At 51.5% G+C, this 25,104-nt stretch carries 20 protein-coding genes; 14 read left to right on the top strand and 6 right to left on the bottom strand.

What is annotated here, in order from left to right; all coding sequences use genetic code 11:
- Positions 1-125: 125 nt before the first annotated feature.
- The 6 genes from FYJ73_RS00470 to rodA are packed head-to-tail and all read left to right on the top strand — an operon-like array spanning position 126 to position 6,492.
- Positions 126-722: an IMP cyclohydrolase gene (locus FYJ73_RS00470; protein ID WP_154532504.1), complete on the top strand. Its 597-nt coding sequence runs from the start codon at positions 126-128 to the stop codon at positions 720-722.
- A 25-nt stretch (positions 723-747) separates the two neighbouring features.
- Positions 748-1,770, top strand: a complete 1,023-nt coding sequence (locus FYJ73_RS00465; protein ID WP_154532502.1) for a rod shape-determining protein — start codon at positions 748-750, stop codon at positions 1,768-1,770.
- 9 nt (positions 1,771-1,779) lie between these two features.
- On the top strand, positions 1,780-2,646 hold the full coding sequence (gene mreC, locus FYJ73_RS00460; protein WP_154532500.1) for a rod shape-determining protein MreC: 867 nt from the start codon (positions 1,780-1,782) through the stop codon (positions 2,644-2,646).
- A gap of 2 nt (positions 2,647-2,648) precedes the next feature.
- Positions 2,649-3,152 carry a rod shape-determining protein MreD gene (gene mreD, locus FYJ73_RS00455; RefSeq protein ID WP_154532498.1) on the top strand — a complete coding sequence of 168 codons (504 nt, stop codon included), beginning with the start codon at positions 2,649-2,651 and terminating at the stop codon, positions 3,150-3,152.
- Between the two features lie 39 nt (positions 3,153-3,191).
- Complete coding sequence (locus FYJ73_RS00450) at positions 3,192-5,042, top strand: penicillin-binding transpeptidase domain-containing protein (RefSeq protein ID WP_154532496.1); 1,851 nt, start codon at positions 3,192-3,194, stop codon at positions 5,040-5,042.
- Positions 5,023-6,492: a rod shape-determining protein RodA gene (gene rodA / locus FYJ73_RS00445; RefSeq protein ID WP_154532494.1), complete on the top strand. Its 1,470-nt coding sequence runs from the start codon at positions 5,023-5,025 to the stop codon at positions 6,490-6,492. The genes FYJ73_RS00450 and rodA overlap by 20 nt, the downstream gene beginning before the upstream one ends.
- A gap of 230 nt (positions 6,493-6,722) precedes the next feature.
- Here rodA and FYJ73_RS00440 read toward each other — a convergent pair whose 3' ends face one another.
- The 6 genes from FYJ73_RS00440 to FYJ73_RS00415 all read right to left on the bottom strand — a co-directional run bounded on the left by FYJ73_RS00440 (position 6,723) and on the right by FYJ73_RS00415 (position 12,276).
- Entirely contained in the window at positions 6,723-7,439 is a 717-nt protein-coding gene (locus tag FYJ73_RS00440) for a hypothetical protein (protein ID WP_154532492.1), read from the bottom strand.
- A 28-nt stretch (positions 7,440-7,467) separates the two neighbouring features.
- Positions 7,468-7,971 carry a gliding motility lipoprotein GldH gene (locus FYJ73_RS00435; protein ID WP_154532490.1) on the bottom strand — a complete coding sequence of 168 codons (504 nt, stop codon included), beginning with the start codon at positions 7,969-7,971 and terminating at the stop codon, positions 7,468-7,470.
- A 5-nt stretch (positions 7,972-7,976) separates the two neighbouring features.
- The gene (locus FYJ73_RS00430; RefSeq protein ID WP_154532488.1) at positions 7,977-9,320 is read right to left on the bottom strand and encodes a PSP1 domain-containing protein; all 1,344 of its coding nucleotides are present in this window, start codon (positions 9,318-9,320) and stop codon (positions 7,977-7,979) included.
- A 3-nt stretch (positions 9,321-9,323) separates the two neighbouring features.
- The gene (locus FYJ73_RS00425; RefSeq protein ID WP_154532486.1) at positions 9,324-10,469 is read right to left on the bottom strand and encodes a DNA polymerase III subunit; all 1,146 of its coding nucleotides are present in this window, start codon (positions 10,467-10,469) and stop codon (positions 9,324-9,326) included.
- On the bottom strand, positions 10,469-11,425 hold the full coding sequence (locus tag FYJ73_RS00420) for a methylenetetrahydrofolate reductase (RefSeq protein ID WP_154532484.1): 957 nt from the start codon (positions 11,423-11,425) through the stop codon (positions 10,469-10,471). The genes FYJ73_RS00425 and FYJ73_RS00420 overlap by 1 nt, the downstream gene beginning before the upstream one ends.
- Before the next feature lie 101 nt (positions 11,426-11,526).
- Complete coding sequence (locus FYJ73_RS00415) at positions 11,527-12,276, bottom strand: HAD family hydrolase (protein WP_154532482.1); 750 nt, start codon at positions 12,274-12,276, stop codon at positions 11,527-11,529.
- Positions 12,277-12,450: 174 nt separating this feature from the next.
- Here FYJ73_RS00415 and FYJ73_RS00410 point away from each other — a divergent pair, with 174 nt between their 5' ends.
- The 8 genes from FYJ73_RS00410 to FYJ73_RS00375 all read left to right on the top strand — a co-directional run bounded on the left by FYJ73_RS00410 (position 12,451) and on the right by FYJ73_RS00375 (position 25,086).
- Positions 12,451-14,520, top strand: coding sequence for a TonB-dependent receptor plug domain-containing protein (locus FYJ73_RS00410; RefSeq protein WP_154532480.1), 2,070 nt, complete (start codon positions 12,451-12,453; stop codon positions 14,518-14,520).
- 284 nt (positions 14,521-14,804) lie between these two features.
- On the top strand, positions 14,805-16,877 hold the full coding sequence (locus FYJ73_RS00405) for a cellulase family glycosylhydrolase (protein WP_154532478.1): 2,073 nt from the start codon (positions 14,805-14,807) through the stop codon (positions 16,875-16,877).
- Between the two features lie 167 nt (positions 16,878-17,044).
- Entirely contained in the window at positions 17,045-17,467 is a 423-nt protein-coding gene (locus FYJ73_RS00400; protein WP_154532476.1) for an Hsp20/alpha crystallin family protein, read from the top strand.
- Between the two features lie 608 nt (positions 17,468-18,075).
- Complete coding sequence (locus FYJ73_RS00395; protein ID WP_154532474.1) at positions 18,076-19,047, top strand: hypothetical protein; 972 nt, start codon at positions 18,076-18,078, stop codon at positions 19,045-19,047.
- 89 nt (positions 19,048-19,136) lie between these two features.
- The gene (locus FYJ73_RS00390) at positions 19,137-20,684 is read left to right on the top strand and encodes an ATP-binding protein (RefSeq protein WP_154532472.1); all 1,548 of its coding nucleotides are present in this window, start codon (positions 19,137-19,139) and stop codon (positions 20,682-20,684) included.
- Positions 20,685-20,708: 24 nt separating this feature from the next.
- Positions 20,709-22,256, top strand: a complete 1,548-nt coding sequence (locus tag FYJ73_RS00385; RefSeq protein WP_154532470.1) for an ATP-binding protein — start codon at positions 20,709-20,711, stop codon at positions 22,254-22,256.
- A 73-nt stretch (positions 22,257-22,329) separates the two neighbouring features.
- Positions 22,330-24,345 carry a glycoside hydrolase family 97 protein gene (locus FYJ73_RS00380; RefSeq protein WP_154532468.1) on the top strand — a complete coding sequence of 672 codons (2,016 nt, stop codon included), beginning with the start codon at positions 22,330-22,332 and terminating at the stop codon, positions 24,343-24,345.
- 204 nt (positions 24,346-24,549) lie between these two features.
- On the top strand, positions 24,550-25,086 hold the full coding sequence (locus FYJ73_RS00375) for a calycin-like domain-containing protein (RefSeq protein WP_154532466.1): 537 nt from the start codon (positions 24,550-24,552) through the stop codon (positions 25,084-25,086).
- Positions 25,087-25,104 lie beyond the last annotated feature (18 nt).

Here is a 25,104-nt window from a genome sequence, read left to right as displayed (position 1 = left end):
CCAACTTTGCTTTTGCTATCATCAGCCTTTTAACGTTTTCTAATTGTAATTTCTCGTTAAAAGGCATATGATTTACTCAAAAATTAGTAACTTTGCACATCCAATATTTTAACGTACGGAATAATATGGCTGAAACAAAAGAAATTAAGACTGCGCTTATCTCCGTTTTCCATAAGGATGGACTGGAGGATATCCTTGCTAAACTTCATGAGCAAGGGGTGAAATTCCTTAGCACAGGTGGTACTCAAAAGTTCATCGAAGGCTTGGGCTATCCATGCCAGAAGGTGGAAGACGTGACTACATATCCGTCTATCTTGGGCGGTCGCGTCAAGACATTGCACCCGAAGATCTTTGGTGGCATCCTTGCACGTCGCGATAATACCGGAGATCAGGAGCAGATGAAGGAATACGATATACCTGCCATCGACCTGGTCATTGTGGATCTCTATCCTTTTGAGCAGACTGTCGCCAGTGGAGCTTCCGAGCAGGACATCATCGAGAAGATCGACATCGGCGGCATCTCTCTTATCCGTGCCGGTGCAAAGAACTTCAAAGATGTGGTCATTGTGCCCAGTAAAGCAGAATATCCGTTGCTTCTTGACATCCTCAACAAGAAAGGCGCAAAGACAGATATCGAAGACCGCAAGATGTTTGCAGAGCATGCTTTCGGTGTGAGCAGCCATTACGACACGGCTATTCATAACTGGTTTGCAAAGAAATAATCATTCAAGAATCAATAAATAAGAAATGGGATTCTTTTCATTCATTCAGGAAATCGCCATGGATCTTGGCACCGCCAACACCATTATCATCAGTGATGATAAGATTGTTGTTGACGAGCCATCGGTAGTGGCTCTTGACCGTCGCACTGACAAGATGATCGCCGTCGGTGAGAAGGCTAAGATGATGTACGAAAAAACACACGACAACATACGCACGATCCGCCCACTCCGTGACGGTGTGATCGCTGACTTCACAGCTTGCGAGCAGATGATGCGTGGCTTGATCAAGATGGTACACACAGGCTCCCGTCTGTTCTCGCCGTCTTTGCGCATGGTCATCGGCGTACCTTCCGGTTCCACAGAAGTGGAGCTTCGTGCTGTCCGCGACTCTGCTGAGCATGCCGACGGACGTGATGTCTACCTGATCTTCGAGCCAATGGCAGCCGCTATCGGCATTGGTATCGACGTGGAAGCACCGGAAGGCAACATGATTGTCGACATAGGCGGTGGCTCTACCGAGATCGCCGTGATCTCTCTCGGCGGCATTGTGAGCAACAACTCCATCCGTATTGCTGGTGACGACCTTACGGCCGATATCCAGGAGTACATGAGTCGCCAGCACAACGTAAAGGTTTCCGAGCGCATGGCAGAACGTATCAAGATCCATGTAGGCTCTGCGCTGACCGACTTAGGCGACGAGGCTCCCGAGGACTATATCGTGCACGGGCCAAATCGTATCACCGCCCTGCCGATGGAAGTTCCCGTCTGCTACCAGGAAATCGCACACTGTCTTGACAAGACGGTGGCCAAGATCGAGAATGCAGTGCTCTCTGCTTTGGAGTCCACTCCACCGGAGCTCTATGCCGACATCGTCAAGAACGGCATCTATCTCACAGGCGGTGGTGCTTTGCTGCGCGGTCTTGACAAGCGTCTGCAAGACAAGATCAACATTCCATTCCATATTGCCGACGACCCACTGCACAGTGTGGCCAAAGGTGCAGGTATTGCCCTTAAGAACGTCAACAGATTCTCATTCTTGATGAGATAAAAGTTATCCATGCGCAACTTAGTAGAATTTCTTGCCAAACATAATCACTGGTTTGTCTTTTTAATTCTGGAAGTGTTCAGCCTGATACTGTTGTTTCAATACAACAGCTATCAAGGCAGCGTATGGTTTTCTACGGCAAACGCAGCAGCGGGAAAGCTGCTCAGTTGGGAAGCTGACGTAGAGTCTTTCCTCTCCATGTCCAAAGCCAACCAAGAGCTCACCCAGCGCAACCTCTATCTCGAGCAGCAGGTGAAGACCTTGTCAAAGCAGCTTACCGATGCTACCAAAGACTCCAATTGGGTACGTCGCAATCAGCTTGACATATTAAAAGGCTATCACCTCATCCCTGCTCAAGTCGTGAGCAACTCCATCGACCGCCACGATAATCTTATTACCATTGACAAAGGTAGTCTCGACGGTGTAAAGAAGGACATGGGCGTAGCCTGTGGAACAGGTGTGGTGGGTATTGTCTATTTAGTGTCGCCCCACTATTCCGTCGTCATCCCGGCGTTGAATACCGAGTCAAACATCAGTTGCCAGATCAGAGGGCGTGGCTATTTTGGCTATCTGCGTTGGTATGGAGGCAACAGCAAGTTGGCCTACGTTGAGGACGTGCCGCGCCATGCACGCTTCCGACTGTATGAATGGGTAGAGACAAGTGGCTATTCCTCTGTCTTTCCCCCAGGCATTGCCGTAGGAAAGATACTCCATGTCTACAACTCTCCAGACGGTATTTCCTACCGTCTGCAAGTGGAATTGTCGACTGACTTTGGCAAGTTGCGTGATGTCTGCGTCATTGACAACAAGCCAGTATTGGAAAGACTTGACGCACTGCGTGCCGCACAAGACTCGTTGAAACCGAAAGAAGACAAATAGAAATGAACATAGACTTTCTGAAAAGGCTGTTGCTTTTTGTTGTGCTATTGCTCGTACAGGTGCTTGTGCTCAACCACATCCATCTGTTCGACTATGCTACGCCATTGTTATATATCTATTTTGTCATCAGCTTCAACCGCAACTATCCCAAATGGGCCATACTGGTGTGGAGTTTTCTCTTAGGTTTAAGCATCGACATCTTTGCCAACACTCCTGGAGTGGCGGCGTCGTCGATGACTCTGCTTGGACTGCTTCAGCCGTATGTGCTGGAGCTTTTCATGCAACGTGACAGCGACGAGGCACTGCAGCCAGCCATCTTTACCATGGGAATGCCTAAGTACGTCTACTTCTCATTGATCCTGACGTTTATCTACTGTATAGTGTTCTTCACGGTGGAGATGTTCTCATTCTTCAACTGGGGTCAGTGGATTTTGTGTATCATCACCAGCACGGCTCTCTCTGCTGTGCTCATCCTTGTAGTGGATAATTTGCGCAAGAAGGCTTAAACTACGCGATGGCGAGTGAAGCCCGGAAGGACTGTAGGTATGAAAGATTATAACCTGGAAAATCGGAAACTGGTCATTGGCGGTATTGCTATCGTCATAGTGGCCATTTATATCTTGCGATTGTTCACGATTCAGCTTCTGAGCGATGACTATCGCAAGAGTGCCGACTCCAATGCATTCCTCAAGCAGGTGGAGTTTCCCTCTCGCGGTGTCATCCGCGACCGCAATGGTAAGCTGTTGGTCTATAACCAGCCGGCGTACGACATCATGGTCGTGATGAACGAAGAGAAGGGTCATCTCGACACTTTGGACTTTTGTGAAACCTTGGGTATCACAAAGGACTATTTCATCAAGCGCATGAACGATATCAAGGACCGCAATAAGAATCCAGGCTATTCGCGGTTCACTCAGCAGTTGTTCATGAGCCAGATCGACGACAAAGACTTCAGCGTCTTTCAGGAGAAGATGTTCCGTTTTCCAGGCTTCTCCATCCAGCGTCGTACCATCCGTCAATACGAATATCCCTATGGTGCCCACGTCTTAGGCGATGTCGGTGAGGTTTCTCAAGCCGACATAGACGAGGATTCTTATTATCAGCCCGGCGACTACATCGGAAAATTGGGCGTTGAGCGTAGCTACGAAAAGGATCTCCGTGGTGAGAAAGGCGTGAAGATTCTTCTCCGTGATGCCCATGGACGTATCCAGGGAAAATACCAACATGGCAAATACGACCGTCGTCCCGTAGCCGGAAAAGACCTTACGCTGGGTTTGGACATCCGTCTTCAGGCACTTGGCGAACGTATGCTGGAAGGCAAGATCGGTGCTATTGTCGCCATCGAACCGAGCACCGGGCAGGTGCTGTGCATGGTTTCCTCTCCTTCTTACGACCCACGTCTGCTGGAGGGAAAGCTCCGCAACAAATACCATCGAGCTCTTTCGAAAAACGTATGGAAGCCTTTGCTCAACCGTGCCATCATGGGACAATACCCTCCAGGCTCTACGTTTAAGACCGCTCAAGGCCTGACATTTCTTACTGAAGGCATTATCAACACTCATACACAATACCCCTGTCACCATGGTTTCTCGTACAAGGGCTTGCATGTAGGTTGTCATGGACACCCCTCGCCCTTGGCGATCATTCCTGCCATCAGCACGTCCTGTAACGGCTTCTTCTGTTGGGGACTCTATCACATGTTTGCCAACAGAATGAAATACCCCAAGGTGCAGATAGCCATGAACACATGGCGCGACTATATGGTCAGCATGGGTTTCGGCTATAAGTTGGGCATAGACCTGCCGGGTGAGAAGCGCGGACTGATTCCTAATGCCGCCTTCTACGACAAAGCCTATCATGGTTCTTGGAATGGCTTGACCGTCATCAGTATCGCTATCGGTCAGGGTGAGGTCAACCTCACACCGTTGCAGATTGCCAATCTCGCCTCGACGATTGCCAACCGCGGCTATTACTATATCCCCCACGTCGTGAAAGATGTCAAAGGGGGAAGCATCGACAAGAAATATTATCAGCGTCATTACACCAAAGCCGCCCCTTGGGCTTACAACGTTATCGTTGCCGGTATGCGCTCGTCTGCCATGGGTGGAACGTGTAAACACTTCTCCACACTCAACTTCCCCGCTTGTGGTAAGACAGGAACCGCCCAAAACCGTGGACAAGACCACTCGGTGTGTATGGCCTTCGCCCCTATGGACAAGCCGAAGATCGCTTTGGCCGTGTATGTGGAGAATGGTGGTTTCGGTGCTGACTTTGCCGTACCTATGGCCACTGTGTTGATGGATCAATATATCAATGGCAAACTCTCTCCGGCCCGCGCCCGCGAAGCCGACGAGTTGCAGAAACGTAGAATCGCTTATGGCTCAAGAAACAGATAAACAACCCGGAATACTCCGGAGTCTCGACTGGTGGACGATTGGCATCTACCTGGCACTGTTGGTCTTCGGTTGGATCAGCGTCTGTGGTGCGAGCTACACCTATGGCGAGACCGACATCTTCAGTCTGAGTACCCGTTCGGGTATGCAGGTCGTATGGATAGGAACGTCATTGATGCTGGGCTTTATCATTCTCATGCTCGATGATCGTTTCTACGACACGTTTGCCTACGTCATCTACGGACTGTTCATGGTACTGCTCTTCTTGACCATCTTCAATCCTCATGAGATCAAGGGCTCACGATCGTGGCTGGTATTGGGGCCGCTGCGACTACAGCCGGCAGAGTTCGCGAAGTTTGCCACAGCGTTGGCGTTAGCCAAACTGATGAGCACGTACGGCTTCACCATGCATCAGCTCAAGCACTTCATGGCAGCCTGTGCATTGGTTTTCCTGCCCGTGCTGCTCATCATCGGACAGCGTGAGACGGGTTCAGCATTGGTCTATCTGTCTTTCTTTCTGATGTTTTATCGCGAAGGCATGCCTGGCAGCATTCTTTTCACAGGCGTTGCTATGGTCGTATACTTTGTCGTAGGTATCAAATACGAGCAAGTGTTCTTATGGGACACGCCGACTTCTGTCGGTAAATTTGTCGTGTTGTTGTTGGTGCAGATTTTCTCCGCGGGCATGATCTACGTCTATTGTCATGACCGCGACAAGGCACTGCGTATCATTGGCATTAGCCTTGGCGTGACCCTTCTTTCGCTGCTTTTCTCCGAGTTTGTCATTCGCTTCGACATCGTCTGGATCCAGCTCTGCATCTGTGCCGCGCTGATAGGCTACCTCACCTTCCAAGGTTTGTCGACACGACTCATCAACTACATGCTCACAGCCTTGTTTGCGGTGGGTTCCATCATCTTTTTCTATAGTGCCGACTACGTGCTCAACGATGTCATGGAGCCTCATCAGCGCGTGCGTATCAACGTGCTCTTAGGTCTTGACGAGGACCTTGCGGGTGCCGGATACAATGTCCATCAGAGTGAGATTGCCATCGGATCAGGCGGACTGCAAGGTAAGGGTTTCCTCAACGGCACACAGACCAAACTGAAATTTGTACCAGAACAGGACACCGACTTCATCTTTTGCACCGTGGGAGAAGAGGAAGGCTTCCTCGGCTCAGCCGGCGTTTTACTGCTCTTTCTGGCATTGATTCTTCGACTCATCCACCTTGCCGAGCGACAACCATTTAAATTTGGGCGCGTCTACGGTTACTGTGTGCTCAGCGTCTTTCTCTTCCATGTGTTCATCAATGTGGGCATGGTGTTGGGACTGACACCTGTGATCGGCATCCCGCTACCTTTCTTCAGCTATGGTGGCTCGTCATTGTGGGGCTTCACCATCCTGCTGTTCATCTTCCTACGCATTGATGCCGGCAGAAACCTTGTGAGGACATAAAGCCATCAGATGGCTGACCCCATATATATAATAAGGTGTAGTCTATATTACGAATGCCGAGTCTCCTATATATATAATAAGGTGTAGTAGATCCGGTATCAACAGAATGCAACAACAGAAAACGCTCAAAACGATTCACTCCACAAGAGTATTCGTTTTGAGCGTTTTCTTTTTTATGTTTTCAAGACAGAAGCTATCATAGCGATAGCCCGATGCAAGAATAGCAATGATCAGAAGCAATACGTGAAAGAGGCAAACAGCGAGAATGTCTTGTCGTAGCTCTCGTGTCCATAGTAGCGTTTGCCCTGATAATACATATTGTTGCGACAATAGGCGATGTTATAGTTGGAAATGCTCCATCCCAAAGAGATGAGCGACTGATCAGCGCGGACAGAGATTGCCGACTTTACCCGCCAGAACTTCCATCTTCCGCCACGGTTTTTCAATGTAAAACTGTCATAGACGATATCGTTACCATCCACGAACTTAATTTTTGAGTAATACACCTTGTCATTGCGTGGGAAGGACAGCACCAAACCAGGGTCGCAGCGCAGCAACAAGCCCCAGCTGTGCCGTTTATTCATCCATAAGGTTGGTGTTCGGAACGAGAGCATGGGATGGATATTGAACTTGACAATGCGGTCGGGATCATAGTCGTCATCGTCTCCGGCTTCGATCAGTGGCCGGTCGCCGTAGTCGTCGTCGAGTTCCAGACCTATGCCAATACCGACGTAGTTCAGCGGATACCATTGATAATCTAATTCGTATGCTACACTGGTTTCCTCACTCGTGTTCAGTCCCACTTGCAGGCTGGCTGCCTGTTTGGGCAACCGCCCCATCTCCTTCGCTTCCACTTGTGCCAAAGAGTCCACGTTGATCGCATGGGAAGCAAACGGCAACAACAGACCGGCAGTAAGGCAAGTGCTACGCAAGAAATAGCTCCTCATCACTCAAATCCAACCTTCAATTTTTTCGTTACTTCATCATCCGCCTCATGCTGATACCGATATCAGAGAGTCCCGGCAGGATCTCACGCTTCATAATATGGCGCACGGTGATATGCAGCGAGTCGCCCTGCTGCAGTTTCATGGCAGAGACATGGTAGTGATATTGGTAGAAGATGATGCCCTGACCTTTTACCTTTCCGTTGTCATCGCGGAGCGAGCAGTTGATTGTGTCGTTTTTCACCATTGAAGGCTGGAGGTATGGCTCTTTCTTCCCCGCAGCAGTAGGATGATAGACAGCCTGACTGACCACCATGGTGACGCTCAGGAAGGGATACATATTGTTCATGCGTAGTCCCAAATCGGTAGCATACCAACCGGAATCACGCAGTGCTGCTACGTCGTAGCTGAGCACATCGGCCTTGTCCCAACCCGAGATGGGCACATTTTGATAGTGGTCATAGACTTGGTTGCCCGTACAACAGCAGCAGAGCATCACCAAGGCCCATACACCCCAAAACAAAAAACGTCTCATGACTATCATTCGTTTGTAGAAGGAGCCGTGGGCTGAGCATTTGTCTTATTCCCATTATCCTTCTTCGGTTCTTTTGCCTGCTCACGTTGTGGCTGAGCATTGGCGAAACCGGCCTTGGGCTTATCATTTCCGGTAGCCGGAGCCTTTTCGGCTTTCGGTTTCCGGTTTCTGTTGTCCGGCCGGTTAGTGCGTGGAGCTTTCGGTTGCTTTCCATTGCCTTGCTCACCGGCGGCAGCCTGCTTGTCGGCCTTATTTTTATTGTTTTTCCGTTTCTTTTTCTTTGCCTTGTCAAAGCGGCTGATGTCCGTGTCGGCGAGGAGGTCTATTGGTTTCTTCACGGCTTTTGCCTTGTTATCCTCCTGCAGCGACAACGGCTTTTCGCCCTTCTTGTTCATCGCAATGATCTCGCGGGCGCGTTCTGCCGTGATCGTCTCGAGGTTGGCAGCCAAGTTTTTGTCAGTAGAATACTGGCAGAGCCCGGCAAGGATATCCGTTTTGAAGAGATGATACTCACCGTCGGCAGTTTCCAGCACGGCATCTTTCGGTGGCAACTTCTTTCCGGCCTCGATATATTCGTCCACCTCGTAGTTGAGACAGCATTTGAGTTTAGCGCACATACCTGCCAGTTTCTGCGGGTTGAGCGAGATGTCTTGGAAGCGGGCGGCGTTTGTCGACACGCTGGAGAAGTTCTTCATCCACGTGGCACAGCAGAGCTCGCGGCCGCAGGGACCCGTTCCACCGATACGTCCTGCCTCCTGGCGTGCGCCGATTTGCTTCATCTCTATGCGCACATGAAACGTTTCTGCCAGCACCTTGATGAGTTTTCGGAAGTCCACACGCTCATCGGCGATATAGTAGAAGATGGCCTTGTTGCCGTCGCCCTGGTATTCCACGTCGCCGATCTTCATTTGCAGTCCTAAGTCCTTGGCGATCTGCCGGCTCTGAATCATCGTGCCGTGCTCACGGCTCTTGGCCTCCTTATATTTATCCATATCCACTGGTTTGGCGATGCGGTATATGCGTCGGATCTCGTCAGCAGATTTCAGGTTGGCTTTCTTCAGTTGCAGCTTCACCAGTCGTCCCGTCAGTGTCACCACGCCGATGTCGTGACCGGGATTCGCCTCCACGGCCACGATGTCGCCTTTCTGCAAATCCAGATTGTTCACATTGTGGTAGTAACCCTTGCGGGTATTCTTGAACTGCACCTCTACCAAGTCTGTCGACTCAGCATTGCCCGGCACGTCGGCCAGCCAATCATAGGTGTTGAGTTGTTTGTCCTGCCGGCTGACGCCACGGCAACACAGACCACGGTCGCATCCGGTACATATATGATCATTACAGTTTATCATGAACTATCTTCTTAATAATATTATCATTTTCATCGCCAAATCGAAGAATACGATCTTGGCGTTGGCGTTTTGTCCAATATTTCTGTGTGCAAGTTGCAAGAGCTCGCCCATCTCCACGACATTGCGCTCGTTGATGAAGCGCGCAAAGTTCTGTGCGAAATGTTCCTCCTCCGACGTCATATAGTTGAGATCGGGCTGCCGGAAATTAAACATGAAGTTTTCACGGACGAGATAGAGGAAGTAGACGAGCATGCGCCGCTGTTTTTCACGTCCGAAGGTGGCGACGGCCTCACTCCAGCTTTTCAGTTCTCTCAAGTCACGCGTATAGGCTTTTCTCATCAGCATAACGAAGAGATCGAAGAACTGTCGGTTTTCGTTTCCGGCATCCAGTTCCTGCAGAGCCTGCAGCCAACTGCCCATTGCCGAGCGTGCCACACGGTGTGCAGTGTCCTCGTCGAGTCCACGCCGCGCCACCAAAGCCTGCTCGATATCCTCGTCCGCTATGCGATGCACGTCGAAACGCTGCACGCGACTACGTATCGTCTCCAGCAGTCGTTCCGGCTCTTCGCTCACCAGTAGGAAGACCGTCTTCTGTGGTGGCTCCTCCAAAAGCTTCAGCATCTTGTTGGCGCACGTCAGATTCATACGTTCCGGCAACCATATCACGCTGACCTTATAGCCGCCCTGGGTAGGTTTGAGATACAGCCGATGGCTCAGAGCGTCGCTCTCAGCCTCGAAGATTACGGCCTGCTGGTTCTCGGCACCCATCATCGTCATCCATTGTTCCATGGTGAAGTAAGGTCCTTTTGCCAGCATTTCGTGCCACTGCTTCGCAAAGTCGTCGCATATCATCTTATGGTCGCTGCCGGTGCCCTTTGGCTTGATGATCGGGAAAGAGAAGTGGAGATCGGGATGTTGCCATTTGGCCAGCATTGCCACGGCATTGCGCCGCATGGCCTCGTTGTCCACCATCGACTTGCCATTCCACGGCTCGCCCAAGAGAAAAGAAGCAAAGGCAAGCGCCAAAGCGAACTTGCCGGATCCTTGTGGCCCGACAAACATCAAGGCATGCGGGATGCGGTTTTCATCCACGAGCTGCATGAGTCTTTGCCATGCCTCCTGCTGTCCTATCACCTCAGTGCTCTGCATCACATCAACTGTTGAGCCACCTCCACGACGCTGTCCACGGCAGACACGGTGTAGAAATGGATATCCTTGACACCGGCGGCAAAGAGCTCGCGGCACTGGTTGACCGTCCACTCGATGCCCAAAGCCCGTGCGTCGTCGTCGGTCTTGCACTTCACGGCCTCAGCGGCAAGCTCTTGCGGCATGTCGCAATGAAACGTCTTGGGCACCATCGTGATCTGCGAGCACTTGGCAAAAGGCTTGATGCCCGGCACGATGGGTATGGTGATGCCCATGGCACGCGCCCGCTTCACAAAGTCGAAATACTTGCGGTTGTCATAAAAGAGCTGTGTGACGGCATAGTCCGCGCCCATGTCCTGCTTCTGTTTCAGGTAGGCCATGTCCATGTCGATGTTGGGCGCTTCCTCGTGCTTCTCGGGATAGGCGGCCACACCATAGTGGAAAGGATCGCCCGGATGCTTGATCGGCGTGCCGTCAACGAAGAATCCCTCATTGAAGCGGTTGACCTGTTCTATAAGCTGTGTCGTGTGGGCATAGCCGCCGGGCACTGGTTTGAAGGTCTTGTCGTCCTTGGCCTTGTCACCGCGCAACAGTAGCACATTGTTGATATCCAGGAATTGCAGGTCGATCAGTTCATACTCGATGTCTTCCGCCGTGGCTCCGCTGCAGATGACATGCGGGATGACCATCACGCCGTAGCGTTTCTGTATAGCGGCCGCGATGGCGATGGTACCCGGACGGCGGCGGATGCGTTGTCGCTCATAGTGTCCGCCTTCGAGTTCACGATAGACATATTCGCTGTGGTGGGTGGTGATATTGACATACAGCGGTTTCATCTCGCACATCTTGTCGAGATTGCGGAACAATGCTCCCGTGCCGTTTCCCTTCAGAGGAGGCAGCACCTCTATGGAGAAGCCGTTGGGGCGACTGCTGTCGTTAAGAATATCTATGACGTTCATATCTTGTCAGAAATAGCTGGCGATTCTAATTTTTTGGCTACAAAGATAACAAAAAAAAAGCGCATCAGCAAATAATATATAGATTAAGCCCCTCATTATTCTTAAATAGCAAGCAACGAGGGCAACTCGCTGATACTTTGCAACCGTTTCAGCCTCGGATGCTCGTATTCCTCCACCACTTCGTGTTGCCACACTTTGTCGAAAGGTATATGCACGGCATAGCCGCCCAACTGCAAGACGGGCGCAATGTCGCTCTTAAACGAGTTGCCCACCATCAACAGTCGGCTCACGTCGGTGTCAAACATGTCGCAAAGTCGCTGATACTCGTGACGCGTCTTGTCCGATACGACGATCACGTCATCAAAAAACTCGCGCAAGCCTGAGCGGATCACCTTGTTTTGCTGGTCAAGCAGCTCACCTTTGGTGAAGACGACCAACCGGAAGCGGCCGCTCTGTCGCAGTGCTCTCAGCGTGTCCACAACTCCGGGCAGCGGCGTTGCGGGCAAGGAGAGCAGCGATTTGCCGAGCTGCTCCACTTCGAGCAGTCTTTGTGCCGTGATCTGTCCTTGGCTGAAGCTGACGGCATTCTCGATCAGTGACAGCGTGAAGGCTTTGCAGCCATAGCCGAGCAGGGGCATGTTGGCGGTCTCTGTCTCAAACAGCGCCGCCGACACCTGCTCTGCCGTGCCGTAGGGCGAGAGCAAACGGCAGTAGGCCTTCTCTACGGCTTCAAAATGCCCCTGGTTGTCCCACAGCGTATCATCGGCGTCGAAGGCGATCAGACCGACCGGCTGCGCCCAACCTGTCGTAGAGTTCTTGCCTTCGCTTCTGTTCAGAATATGTTTTTTCATCCTTCAACATCATATGATTAAGAATGGCAAAGGTAACGATAAATCTGTTATCTGCCAAACGATAGCCTGTCAATCCGAGCAAATTGAGAAAATGATTTCTTTTAGCTTTCACATTTTTTTATTACTTTTGCACTCGTTTTGCCAAGTTGGCGAGACTTAATGACAATTTTTTTTATGTTCAAAACAGTTTTCAACAAGCAGCGCCCCATGAAGTTTACGCATTTCTCGCGTAAGCCTTACGCGCTCTTTGCTTGTCTGGGACGCGAGGTGTTAGTGGGCACGCTTTCAGTGGCCACGCTGACCTATGCCAAGGCAGAAGGCATCAGCACCGACGTGGACAAGGCCAATCCCGACTCCCTCATCCGGCAGGGTGAGACACTCGGCGAGGTCGACATCACGGCAACACGCGCTCCGCTGGCACAAAGCCGACAAGCCAGAATGGTGATTGTACTGAACCGCGAGGAGATCCAGGCGGCGCCGGTACAGAGTGTAAACGATTTGCTGAAATACGCCGTTGGCGTGGATGTCAGACAGCGGGGAGCCATCGGTGCTCAGACCGACGTGAGTATCCGGGGCGGCAACGACGAGCAGATCACCTTATTGCTCAATGGCATCAACATCTGTGACCCGCAGACTGGGCACAACGCCTTTGACTTCCCCGTAGACATCAGCGACATCGAGCGTATCGAGGTGCTCGAGGGACCTGCAGGGCGCGTCTACGGCACTTCTTCCCTGTTAGGTGCTATCAACATCGTCACACGCAAACCCAACGCAACATCCATCGACGCGCATGTAGAGGGCGGCAGCTATGGCTACCTCAGCCTTGGCGCAAGGGGCGCATGGGGCGGCAGCCGCTGGGGACAGTCGCTCTCCGGTACGTTCACGCGAAGCGACGGATACACACGCAGCAAAGCCGGACAGCTCAACACGGACTACAGCACGGCCAAGGGCTTCTACCAAGGACAGTATCTCGACAAAGATGTGCGTGTCAACTGGCACGCCGGTGCCTCGGCCAAGAACTTTGGATCCTCGACTTTCTATTCACCAAAGTTCGACAATCAGTTTGAACATTCTTTCAAGACTTTCACGGCTCTGCAGGCTGAGACTCAGCAGGGGACTGTGCATCTCAAGCCTTCTATCTACTGGAACCATCAGTACGACCGTTTTGAGCTTCTGCGCGGCGACGAGTCGAAGGTGCCGTTCAACTATCACCGCACCGACATATATGGCGCGAACATCAATGCATGGTTTGATTGGGCACTCGGCCGTACGGCGCTCGGTGCCGAGCTGCGCAACGAGGACCTGGTAAGCACCAACCTCGGCAATGCGCTCAGCCGCAGCCGACACATCCATGGCTCCTCCCGCGACTATGTCAAGGGACTCAACCGTACCAACCTGCAGTTTGTTCTGGAGCACAACGTGGTGACAGGACCGCTGACGGTGTCGGCGGGACTCGTAGCGGCTAAGAACAGTGGGGCCGATATGAACATGCGGGTCTATCCCGGCATCGACGCTAGCGTGCGGCTCGGCAAGGGCTGGAGTCTCTTTGCCTCGTACAACAGCTCGTTGCGCATGCCGTCGTTTACCGAACTCTTCTATTCGGTCGGTGGCCACAAGGCTGACCCGAATCTCAAACCCGAGAAGCTGCGGGCTGTAGAAGGCGGACTGCGCTATGTCGTCGACGGCATCTCGGCTAAGGCCAGCGTCTTCCACAACCATTATACTCACCTCATCGACTGGATCGACGACGGCACGAAAGACGACGACGGCAATGTGGTGTGGAAATCGGTCAACTACGGCAAGATCAACGCCCTCGGCGTGGAGGCCATGACAGAATTCGATTTCCGCAAGTTGCTGCCTGAGCAGCATGTGCTGCGTCGACTCAACGTGAGCTACTGCTTTATCAACCAAGACCAGCACGAGGGTGAGGGCATCCGCAGCCTCTATGCATTGGAATATCTTAAAAACAAGGTTGTCACCACACTGGGGCTGAACCTCTGGCGACAGCTGACGCTCGACGTCAGTTACCGTTTCCAGCACCGCATGGGTCACTACAACGATCTGCAGGGCGAACTCCACAGCTATGGCAGCTACGGCATCCTTGACGCGAACCTCGTCTGGACGGCCCCACACTACACCGTCTACCTCAAAGGCAACAACCTCCTTGACCGCGACTATGTCGATATCGGCAATGTGCCGCAACCCGGCACGTGGGTCATGGGTGGCGTGAGCATTAAGTGGTAAGCAGTAAACGATAAGTGGCAAACCGCTACAGCCCCGTATCTCGGGGTCAACCCTGTCTGTTACTTAGGGGTGCCCCTTCTTTCCCCCGGGTCAAGGCCGCGCAGCGACCTCAGCCCGGGGGCTTTTCGTCTCTTGTTCCTTCCAGTGTTCTGTTCGTTTGCTTAGCAAACGCCCTCCCCCTTCCCCTCGTATGTAACCTCCGCAAAATTATTCGTTACATCTTGCAAACCGAGTTTGCCAACTATTCTCTACCTTTGCAACCGATAATCCTAAACAAATCAATAATGAAATTACGAAAAACTTTCCTTTCCTTGCTGGCTTGCCTGACCACGCTCTGTGCTCACGCTTCCTCCATCTACGCTGTACCCTTGCCATCCTTGCACGTCGAGGGCCGCTATCTGTGCGACACGCATGGCAACCGCGTCACGCTCCACGGTGTGATGGACACGCCGAGTCCCTACTTCAACGGCTGGAGATGGACCCCATGGATACCCGAGTTGAAGGATGCCCACGTACAGCCTTGTCTTGACTACTTCGAGAAGATCTATACCGCCATGACCGACAACGACCAAGGTGCTTACTGCGATGTCTTCCGTCTGCACCTCGATCCTTGTTGGACCAACGACCCGTCTAAGAAGTCCGCCGGTGAGTACGACATCTCAGCATTCAGCAAAGACCGCTTCAACCACTTCCTCGACAAGCTCTACATCCCCCTGATGCAAAAGGCCATGAACCACGGCATGTATGTTGTCGTACGGCCGCCGGGCGTATGCCCGGGTGAGATCAAGGTTGGAGATGACTATCAGAAATATCTGCTCTACGTCTGGGATGTGGTCAGCAAGAATCCCATCGTCAAAGCCAACGCCGGTGCCATCTCGATAGAACTCGCCAATGAGCCTGTTAAACTCTACGACGCCCAAGGCAAGGAAACGGCCGAGGCCATGCACGACTTCTTCCAGCCCATCGTCGACAAGATACGCGCCAATGGATTCACAGGTGTCATCTGGGTGCCGGGAACCGGCTGGCAGGCCAACTACCGCGGCTATGCTTCCCATCCCATCGAGGGTGAGAACATCGGATATGCCGTGCACGACTACGTAGGATGGTACGGTGCTGATGACACCAAATACGATGCTCAGAGCTATATCCAGTCGTTCACTGATGCTGTGCCCGTGGTGATGACCAATCCTGTTATTATTACTGAGGTGGACTGGAGCCCGGAGAAAGAAGGCACCGGACACTATAATGAGCACGGAGAATACGTCAAGTCGAACTGGGGCACCTGGGCCACGGGATCCACATCGAAGTGGGGCTCTGCCTTCAAAGCTCTCATGGACCACTACGACAACATCTCCATGACACTCTCCAGCACTGCCTGCTATCTCGACATCGACAAATACATCAACAGCGGCATCGTGGCACCGGACTTCGACGGCAATCCCGAGACCTGCGCCGGTGCCTGCTGGCAGTGGTACAAGGACTGGGCGGAGGTGAACCGCGCCTGGCCCGACAACGACAACACACACTTGCCCGACCCGAAGAAAGCCACCATCACCAGTCTGCAACCCGTCGGCGACCTCGACATGATGGCCGGACAAGCACGGCTCGCCGGATTGAAAGCCACCTTTCAGGACGGACACTCGGAGGATGTCTCTTCGCTGGCAACCTACGAGGTCAGCGATCCGGAAAACGTCAAAGTCGTCAATGGTCAGATCCTGGCCAAAGGACAGGGCAAGGCCCACATCTCCGCCAAGGTCACGGATGCCTTTGGCAACAGCTACACCACGAGTTTCAACGTCCGATCAAGTTTCTTCCCGCTCAGCAAGAACTATGTGAAGGTAGTCTGGGAACAAAACGGTAGCTCATACGACGAAACAACCCATACGTTCGTCAACGGACAGTACGGACAGACAGGATGGACTTACAGCGACGGTGTAGACCTCAGTGCTTACAAATACCTCGTGGTGAAACTCAAAGAGCCCGACAACAATAGCGCCAAAATCTTCATTTATCCACAGAACAACATCTGGGCGAAAAACAACTATGAGCAAGCCTTCGACAACCGCACGCAGATCGTCGTTCCGCTGCATACGATGAAGAGCCAGCAAAACGGCAACGCCATCGCCCCCTCGAAAATCTACATCGTTGCACTGTGGTCCTTGGGCGGCAAGCCAATCACCATCGACGACATCTACGTGACCAACAACAACGATTATTCGCCCATGACAGGTATTTCTGCTCCCAGTGTCGGCAGCCGAGCCTCCAATAGTCTCATGTTCGGCCTCAATGGAGTACGCGTCCAGCACCCCTCCAAACATCAGATCGTCATCCAAAAAGGAAAGAAAGTCATCTACTAAACCATCTTTTTGCAGAGAAACATAGGAAATGGCGACAATCTGTCATATCGAACTGACGGATTGTCGCTTTCTTTGTGTAGGTATGCATATTGTATTTACAAGGGCAAAGAAAAAAAACATTAGAGTTTAATCACAATTTAGAAACAATATCATTAGGAGGTTTTCATATGTTATATCCAGTATTCCACTACACTATGCTCGACAACGCACTTAACGAGTTCTTAAACAACAACCGCGCAGCCCACGTGCAAACCACCACTCCGGCCATCAACGTCAAGGAGAACCAAGCTGGTTACGAGATTGAGCTGGCCGCTCCGGGCATGACCAAGGACGACTTCCACGTCAGCGTCGACAAGGATGGAGTGCTCAACATCAAGATGGAGCATAAGGATGAAAAACAGCAGGAGAACGGCACTGTGCGCTATCTGCGCCGTGAGTTCTCATACGCCAACTTTGAGCAGCGTCTGCAACTGCCCGACGACGTCGACCGCGACAAGATCATCGCAAGAGTAGAGGACGGTGTGCTCCGCATCGGTCTGCCACGTAAGACAGAGAAAGAGGAGATCACCAAAAACATTGAGGTGGCATAACAATTAGATAATAGGAAACTGTCAAGTAAAACGACATTTTTCCGCCAACGAGAAGGCGAAATTTGAAATCAAGGGTGTCCTTGGCTCCAAATTTCGCCTTTTTGCGTGATTTTCGCATTGGTTTACAAAAATCTGTATAACTTTTTATCTATCAGACAATTACCTATTCTTTTTCATCATATTTTCTTTCTCTTTCCTCCGTTTTTGCACCTTAATAAGGGTAAAAATCCATTTTTTACATGTCATTCAACCGAGATGTGCCGATAAAAGCACTGAGATGAGGAAAAATTCTCTAGAGAATTTTTCCTCATCTCAGTGCTTTCACTCACACAAACTACCCTTTTTACCTTCAAAAACAGCAAAAATGGCGAAGTCATCTCTGTTTTCATATAGAATGACCTTTCTAGATTGTAACTTCACCGTGATGTACTTTTGTCGTAGAAAATGATGATATATATATTAGTGCTCATAACACTTGCTTTAAAAAATCACTATTTTTAGGTATACCTCCTTAATGCTATGATTTCCGACGATGTTGTAACTTTGCACTTGCAAAACATGATGTTGAAATGTATAAACTCAAATTTTTTTTTAGCATGCTGTGTCTCATGGCTTGCTACATAGAAGTATTGGCACAAGACAGCACAGCGCAACAGCGTTTTACGGGCTATGTGATGACCGAGATGAACTATGGCCACAGACATGGACAGGAGCATCCGACACTCACCGACTTCCCGCATCTGTTGGCCAACGCCACGTTGGCTTTGGGCAAAGGCTGGTCAGCGGTGGCCGAAGTGGAATATGAGCGGTTTCGCTCAGAAGGAGTGTGGATCAACAACTTCCGCAGTAACTACACGACCAACAAGCTCTATATCAACAAGCAATGGAGTGAGGCTCTGAATGTCAAAGCCGGTATCATTGACATCCCTGTGGGCACCACCAACTCCGGCGGACCGGCACTGACCATCTACGACCCGCTCAGCGAGAGTACGCTCATGCCGATGACGTGGCACGAGGGTGGTGCCGCCGTCTGGGGAAGACACGGCAATGTTCACTATGAGGTGGGTGCGTATGTCTATCCTTCCGCCCCTCTGAAGCATTCCCGTCTGCTCGGTGCCGCCACGCGCGTGGGTATCGAACCTCTCAATGGCCTCGACCTGAGCCTCTCCGGCTTCTATGGCAGTGCCAAGGAGGGGATGGGCCAGCGCGACAACCCAAACCTCATAGAATATGACCATGCCTTCCACGCTGCCTTCGACTTTACTTATCTTGCACACGGATGGACCATTGATGGGCAACTCGTCGCCAGCAACACCCACGACAACAAGGCGGCGGGACTGGAAGCGGGTTACGACCTCGCCACCTGTCTGGGACTTCCCGCCTTCTCGATCATCCCCTTTGCACGCTACGACGGCTATTTCCACGTCAGCAACATCTTCTGCAACAAATGGACGGCAGGCCTCAACACATCCCTGCCTCTCGGATTCACCCTGAAAGCAGAAGCAGCGTGGATGAACCCTTCCAACGCCAAGCACACCACGATGGCCGACATCAGCATAGGGTGGCAGCATGAGTTCTAAGAAGGAAGGAAAAAATGTCATAAAGAGGGAATTACTCATTATTTTTTTTGTATCTTTGCAACAGATAGAACGCTATAAAATTAGAGGCTATGAACAGATACCCTTTAGGCATACAGACCTTCGAGAAAATAAGAGAAGAGAACCTCTTTTATGTAGACAAGACCGATCTTATCTATAACATTGTTAAAGGCTCGCAGAACAACTTTCTGAGCCGTCCCCGCCGTTTTGGCAAGTCGTTGCTTGTCACGACGATGCAGGCTTACTTCGAGGGAAAGAAAGATTTGTTCAAAGGACTCGCCATCGAGAAGTTGGAGAAGGAATGGGTGAAATATCCGGTCATACATCTCGATTTAAGTCGCGGAAAGTACTATGAAATCCAGGTGGTTCATTCTACCTTAAACGCCGTGCTTGGCTTCTATGAAGCAAAACTTGGCATAACGGTAGCCGAAGGGACTACCTACGGCACCCGTTTGGATGAGATTATCCAAACGACAGCTGCCCAGACCGGGCAGAAAGTTGTTGTCCTCATCGACGAATACGACGCGCCCATGCTCGACAGCAACGCTAAGCCGGAGCTGCAGGAACAGATCCGAAGTATCATGCGCGACTTCTTCAGTCCGTTAAAGGCCGACGAGGGTCTGCTGCGCTTTGTCTTCCTCACCGGCATCACGAAGTTCTCGCAGCTCAGTATCTTCAGCGAACTGAACAACATCAAGAACTACAGTCTCGACGATGAGTTCGGAGCTATCTGTGGCTTTACCCAGGAGGAGATCCTCAGCACCTTCCACGAAGGAATCCATGAAATGGCCAAAGCCAACGACCTCACCACCGAGCAAACGGTCGCCAAGATGAAAGAACAGTATGACGGCTATCGCTTCACGCCACACTGCCCCAATATCTACAATCCCTATAGTGTGCTCAATGCGCTGCATGACAAGAAATTCAGCAACTACTGGTTTGCCACGGGCACGCCTACTTTCCTGTTGGAACTTCTGATCAAGAACGATATCGAAATGCCACAGTTGGAAGGGATCGTTGCCACAGAAGACCAGTTCGATTCCCCGACAGATAATATTGGCAACCCTATTCCCGTTTTGTATCAAAGCGGCTATCTGACCATTAAAGATTACGATGAAGGCATCTATACACTTGGCTATCCCAACGAGGAGGTACGGATGGGCCTGAATAGAAGTATGCTGAACTATATCGCTCCGCAATATGGGTTGAAGACGACGGCTTTTGCTGCCCAGTTCAGAGCAGCCATGCGCAAGGACGACATCGACACAGCCATGAAAGTGCTTCAGTCTTTCCTTGCTGCCTTCCCTTATGACATTCACCACAATCGAGAAGATTATTTCCAGGCCATCCTCTTCACAATATTCATCACCTTAGGCTTCACCATCCATGCAGAAGTGAAAACGGCAAGAGGCAGAATTGATCTCCTCATTTCAACCAAGACCACGATATTCGTCATGGAACTGAAGATTGACCAAAGTGCGGAGAAAGCCCTGGAGCAGATCGACGCCAAAGACTATATCCTGCCCTACAAGCACGACGGCCGCCGCATCTTCAAGGTCGGCATCAACTTCTCTACGGAGAAACGTACCGTGGATGAATGGAAATACGAGGAAGCATAAAAACAACCCATAAAATCAGAGTCTATGAACAGATATCCTTTAGGCATACAGACCTTCGAGAAAATAAGAGAAGAGAACCTCTTTTATGTAGACAAGACCGATCTTATCTATAACATTGTCAAAGGCTCGCAGAACAACTTTTTGAGCCGTCCCCGCCGTTTTGGCAAGTCGCTGCTTGTCACGACGATGCAGGCTTATTTCGAGGGAAAGAAAGATTTGTTCAAAGGACTCGCCATCGAGAAGTTGGAGAAGGAATGGGTGAAATATCCGGTCATACATATAGACCTGAGCAGCGGTAAGTATTACGAAGTGCAACGCATCATGTCTACACTTGACTTTCTCTTATCGCGCTATGAACTAAAATATGACATCACTCCGAGAGACCTGTCAGGGTTCGGAGACCGGTTTAATAATATCATCCAGACCGCAGCTGCCCAGACCGGACAGAAAGTGGTTGTCCTCATCGACGAATACGACGCACCCATGCTTGACAGCAACGCTAAGCCGGAGCTGCAGGAACAGATCCGAAGTATCATGCGCGACTTCTTCAGTCCCTTAAAGGCCAACGAGGGACTGCTGCGCTTTGTCTTCCTCACCGGCATCACGAAGTTCTCACAGCTCAGCATCTTCAGCGAACTGAACAACATCAAGAACTACAGTCTTGACGACCGATATGCCACCATCTGTGGGTTCACGGAAAAGGAGCTGCTCGACAACTTTCACGAGGGGATCACCGACTTAGCTGCTGCCAACGGTATGACCTTCGACGAGGCTGTAGAAAAACTGAAAGAGCAATACGATGGTTATCACTTCACCGCCCACTGCCCGGGACTGTACAACCCCTATAGCATCCTCAACGCTTTGTTCGACAGTCGCTTCGACAATTACTGGTTCGCCACGGGCACACCGACCTTTCTCTTGGAACTGTTGCAGAAAAACAACATTCTCATCCCGCAGTTGGAAGGCATCATGGCTACGCCGCAGCGCTTTGATGCTCCTACGGAGAAAATCACGGACCCGGTACCGGTGCTTTATCAGAGTGGCTATATCACCATCAAAGAGTCGCAGAACGGCATGTATCTGTTAGGCTTCCCCAACGAAGAGGTGCGTCAAGGCTTCAGCGAGAGCATGCTCAACTACATCGCGCCTTACTATGCAGGACCACGCGACAACTTCGCATGGGAGTTCGGTCAAGCCATGCGCGCTGATAATATCGATGCCGCCATGGAAGCCTTAAAGGTTTATCTCGCCGGATTTCCGTACGACATCCATCACAATAGCGAGGCGTTCTTCCAGGCTATCCTCTACACCATCTTCAACATGCTCAACTTCACCATTCGCGCCGAGGCTCGGACAGCACGCGGACGCGTCGACCTGCTGGTCTCTACCAAGACCACGATCTTCGTCATGGAACTGAAGATTGACCAGAGTGCGGAGAAAGCCCTTGAGCAGATCGACGCCAAAGACTATATCCTGCCCTACAAGCACGACGGCCGTCGTATCTTCAAGGTCGGCATCAACTTCTCCACGGAGAAGCGCACCGTGGATGAATGGAAATACGAAGAAGCATAAATAATAGAGTGCAAAAAGGATCATCTGCCGGAAAAGTTGTATCTTTGCTCAACCAAATCTAAAATACCCACACATGACAAACAAAAAAACAATCTTCAAAACAGCTCTCTTCGCTATGGCTCTCGCCGTGGCTTTGCCCGCAATAGCCAAGGACAAGACCATCGCTTCGCCAAACGGACAGCTCGTCGTGACGCTCTCCGACACGGACGGCAAACCGACTTATACCGTCACTCTCAACGGCAAGGAAGTGCTGTGTCCGTCCCGGCTTGGCTTTGTCGCTGACTTTGGCGACCTCACCCACGGCATGACGCTCAGCGGCAGCCGCGACTATCCGATGGAGAAGCACTACGACATGACCCGCACTAAACGCGCCCATGTCGACTTCAAGGCCAACGCCACTGATGTGACCTTCGCCAACGCCGAGGGACAGCACTTTGTCGTCACCTTCGTCGTCGACGACAACAACATTGCACTGCGCTACGCCATTCCCCGGCAGAAAAACGACAACCCCAAGTGCGCCGTCATCCGTAGTGAGGCGACGAGCTTCCGCTTCCCCGACGGCACCACGACGTTTCTCTGCCCTCAGATCACGCCTATGACGGGATGGGAACGCACAAAGCCCTCCTACGAAGAGGAGTACACTGCCGATGCCCCCATGGCCGCCAAGTCACAGTTCGGCGTGGGCTACACCTTTCCCTGCCTCTTCCATGAGCAACTGTCCGGCAATGGCAATGCCAAGAAAACCGGTCAGAGCAAAGCCAACTACTGGGTGCTGGTCTCTGAGACAGGTGTCGACGGCAGCTACTGTGGCAGCCGTCTGAGCGACTACGACCCGCAGACGGGCTACACAGTAGCCTATCCGCAGCCCGGAGAGAACAACGGTAATGGCAGCGCGGCACCCGGCATCGCCTTACCGGGTACTACACCGTGGCGCACGATCACCGTTGGACAGACGCTGGCACCCATCGTAGAGACAACGATTCCCTTCGATGTGGTAGAACCGAAATACAAGACGAAATACGACTACAAGCCGGGACGCTATACCTGGAGCTGGCTCGTCTGGCAGGACAACTCGATCAACTACGCCGACCAAGTGCAGTTCATCGACCTTGCCGCAAAATATGGTTATGAGTATGTATTGGTGGACAACTGGTGGGACAAGAACATCGGGCGCAAGGGTATCAAGAAGCTTGCCGCCTACGCCAAAGAGAAAGGTGTCCGCCTCATGCTGTGGTACAACAGCAACGGCTACTGGAGCGACGCGCCACAGACCCCTCGCGGCATCATGAACGACGCCATCGCCCGTAAGCACGAGATGGCATGGATGGAGCGCATCGGCATCGCTGGCATCAAGGTGGACTTCTTCGGTGGTGACAAGCAACAGACGATGCAACTCTACGAAGACATTCTCAGCGATGCGAAAGACCATCACCTTGCCGTCATCTTCCATGGCTGCACGATACCGAGAGGCTGGGAGCGGATGTATCCCAACTATATCGCCTCTGAGGCTGCACTGGCCAGCGAGAACGTCTTCTTCACAGAGTACCACGCCAAGAAGGAAGGCTTCGAGATGACCATGCATCCTTTCAGTCGCAACGCCATAGGCAGCTTCGACTGGGGCGGCGTGATCATGAACCGCTATCTCAGCCGCGACAATCGCAGCCGCCACCCGCGCTACACCAGCAATGTCTTTGAGCTTGCCACAGCAATCACCAATCAGACGAGCGTCAACTGTGTGGAGGTCACGCCGCAGTCCGACTCTACCGTCAACGCCGTGGAGCGCACCTTCCTCAAGGACATCCCGACGACTTGGCGCGAGACGAAGTTCATCGACGGATATCCAACCCGCTATGCTGTCATCGCCCGTCAGGACGCTGTCAGCGGCAAATGGTTTGTCGGTGGTCTCAACGGTCTGAGCAAGCCTCTTCAGCTCACGCTCTCCCTGCCTATGCTCGCCGGTCAGCAGGTGACGCTCCTCACAGATGGTAAGAACCGTGAGGCCGTGGAGAAAACCGTGAAAGTCGGAAAGGAAGGCAAACTCAAGGTTTCGTTCCAGCCTATGGGAGGAATTGTCATACGACAAAAATAAAAAAGAAACCTGTAAAAATCGAATAGTGCCTGTACGCTTTACGCAAGCGTACAGGCACTATTATTTTATGAAGGGCGTGCGTGTCAGTGTACAAGTTCAGTAAATTTCCTCATAAGTAGGGATTGTGAATATCCGTGAAAAGCCGTAACTTTGCAGTCGTAAATCAGAATCACACAACTAAATCATAAAAAGACACTAAGGACAATGAAGAAACTGTTTACCCTCATGCTGCTCTTCATGGCAGCCGTGATGACAACCGCCACATTCACTTCTTGTGGCGACGACGATGATGACAACACTCCGTCAGTGGCCGGTAGTTATACTGGTAAGGATACGCTCAGTTTTTCTGTCATGGGCATGGATCTCAAACAGCCCAACACGGCAGACGTGAACTATGTCATCAACCAGAACAACAATGGCACCATCAGCGTGGTCATCCCGGAGGAGACTTTCGACTTTACGGCTCAAAAGATGGGCAACATGAGCATGGGGAACATTGTGCAGGGAACCTATTCTGTGACCAATATCCCTTACGACAAGGCTAAGAATGTTTATTACCTCGACTATAGCAATAAGGTCAGTGCTGAGGTCTTTGTCTATGGCAATAAGAATAACTATACTGTCACTGAGGGAGAGATTACGGTGAGCTTCAGCGGCAACAAGGTCACGGTGGTCAACGTTCATAAGTTCGGAAAAATGCCCATGGTCATGACCGGTACATTTGTTGGCACACGCAAGTAACTCTCATTATTATATATA

Origin of the sequence: Hallella mizrahii (assembly GCF_009695775.1) — a bacterium.
GTDB lineage: Bacteria > Bacteroidota > Bacteroidia > Bacteroidales > Bacteroidaceae > Prevotella > Prevotella mizrahii.
Note: the sequence above shows the minus strand (reverse complement) of the source record. Positions and strands in the feature narration are given on the sequence as shown.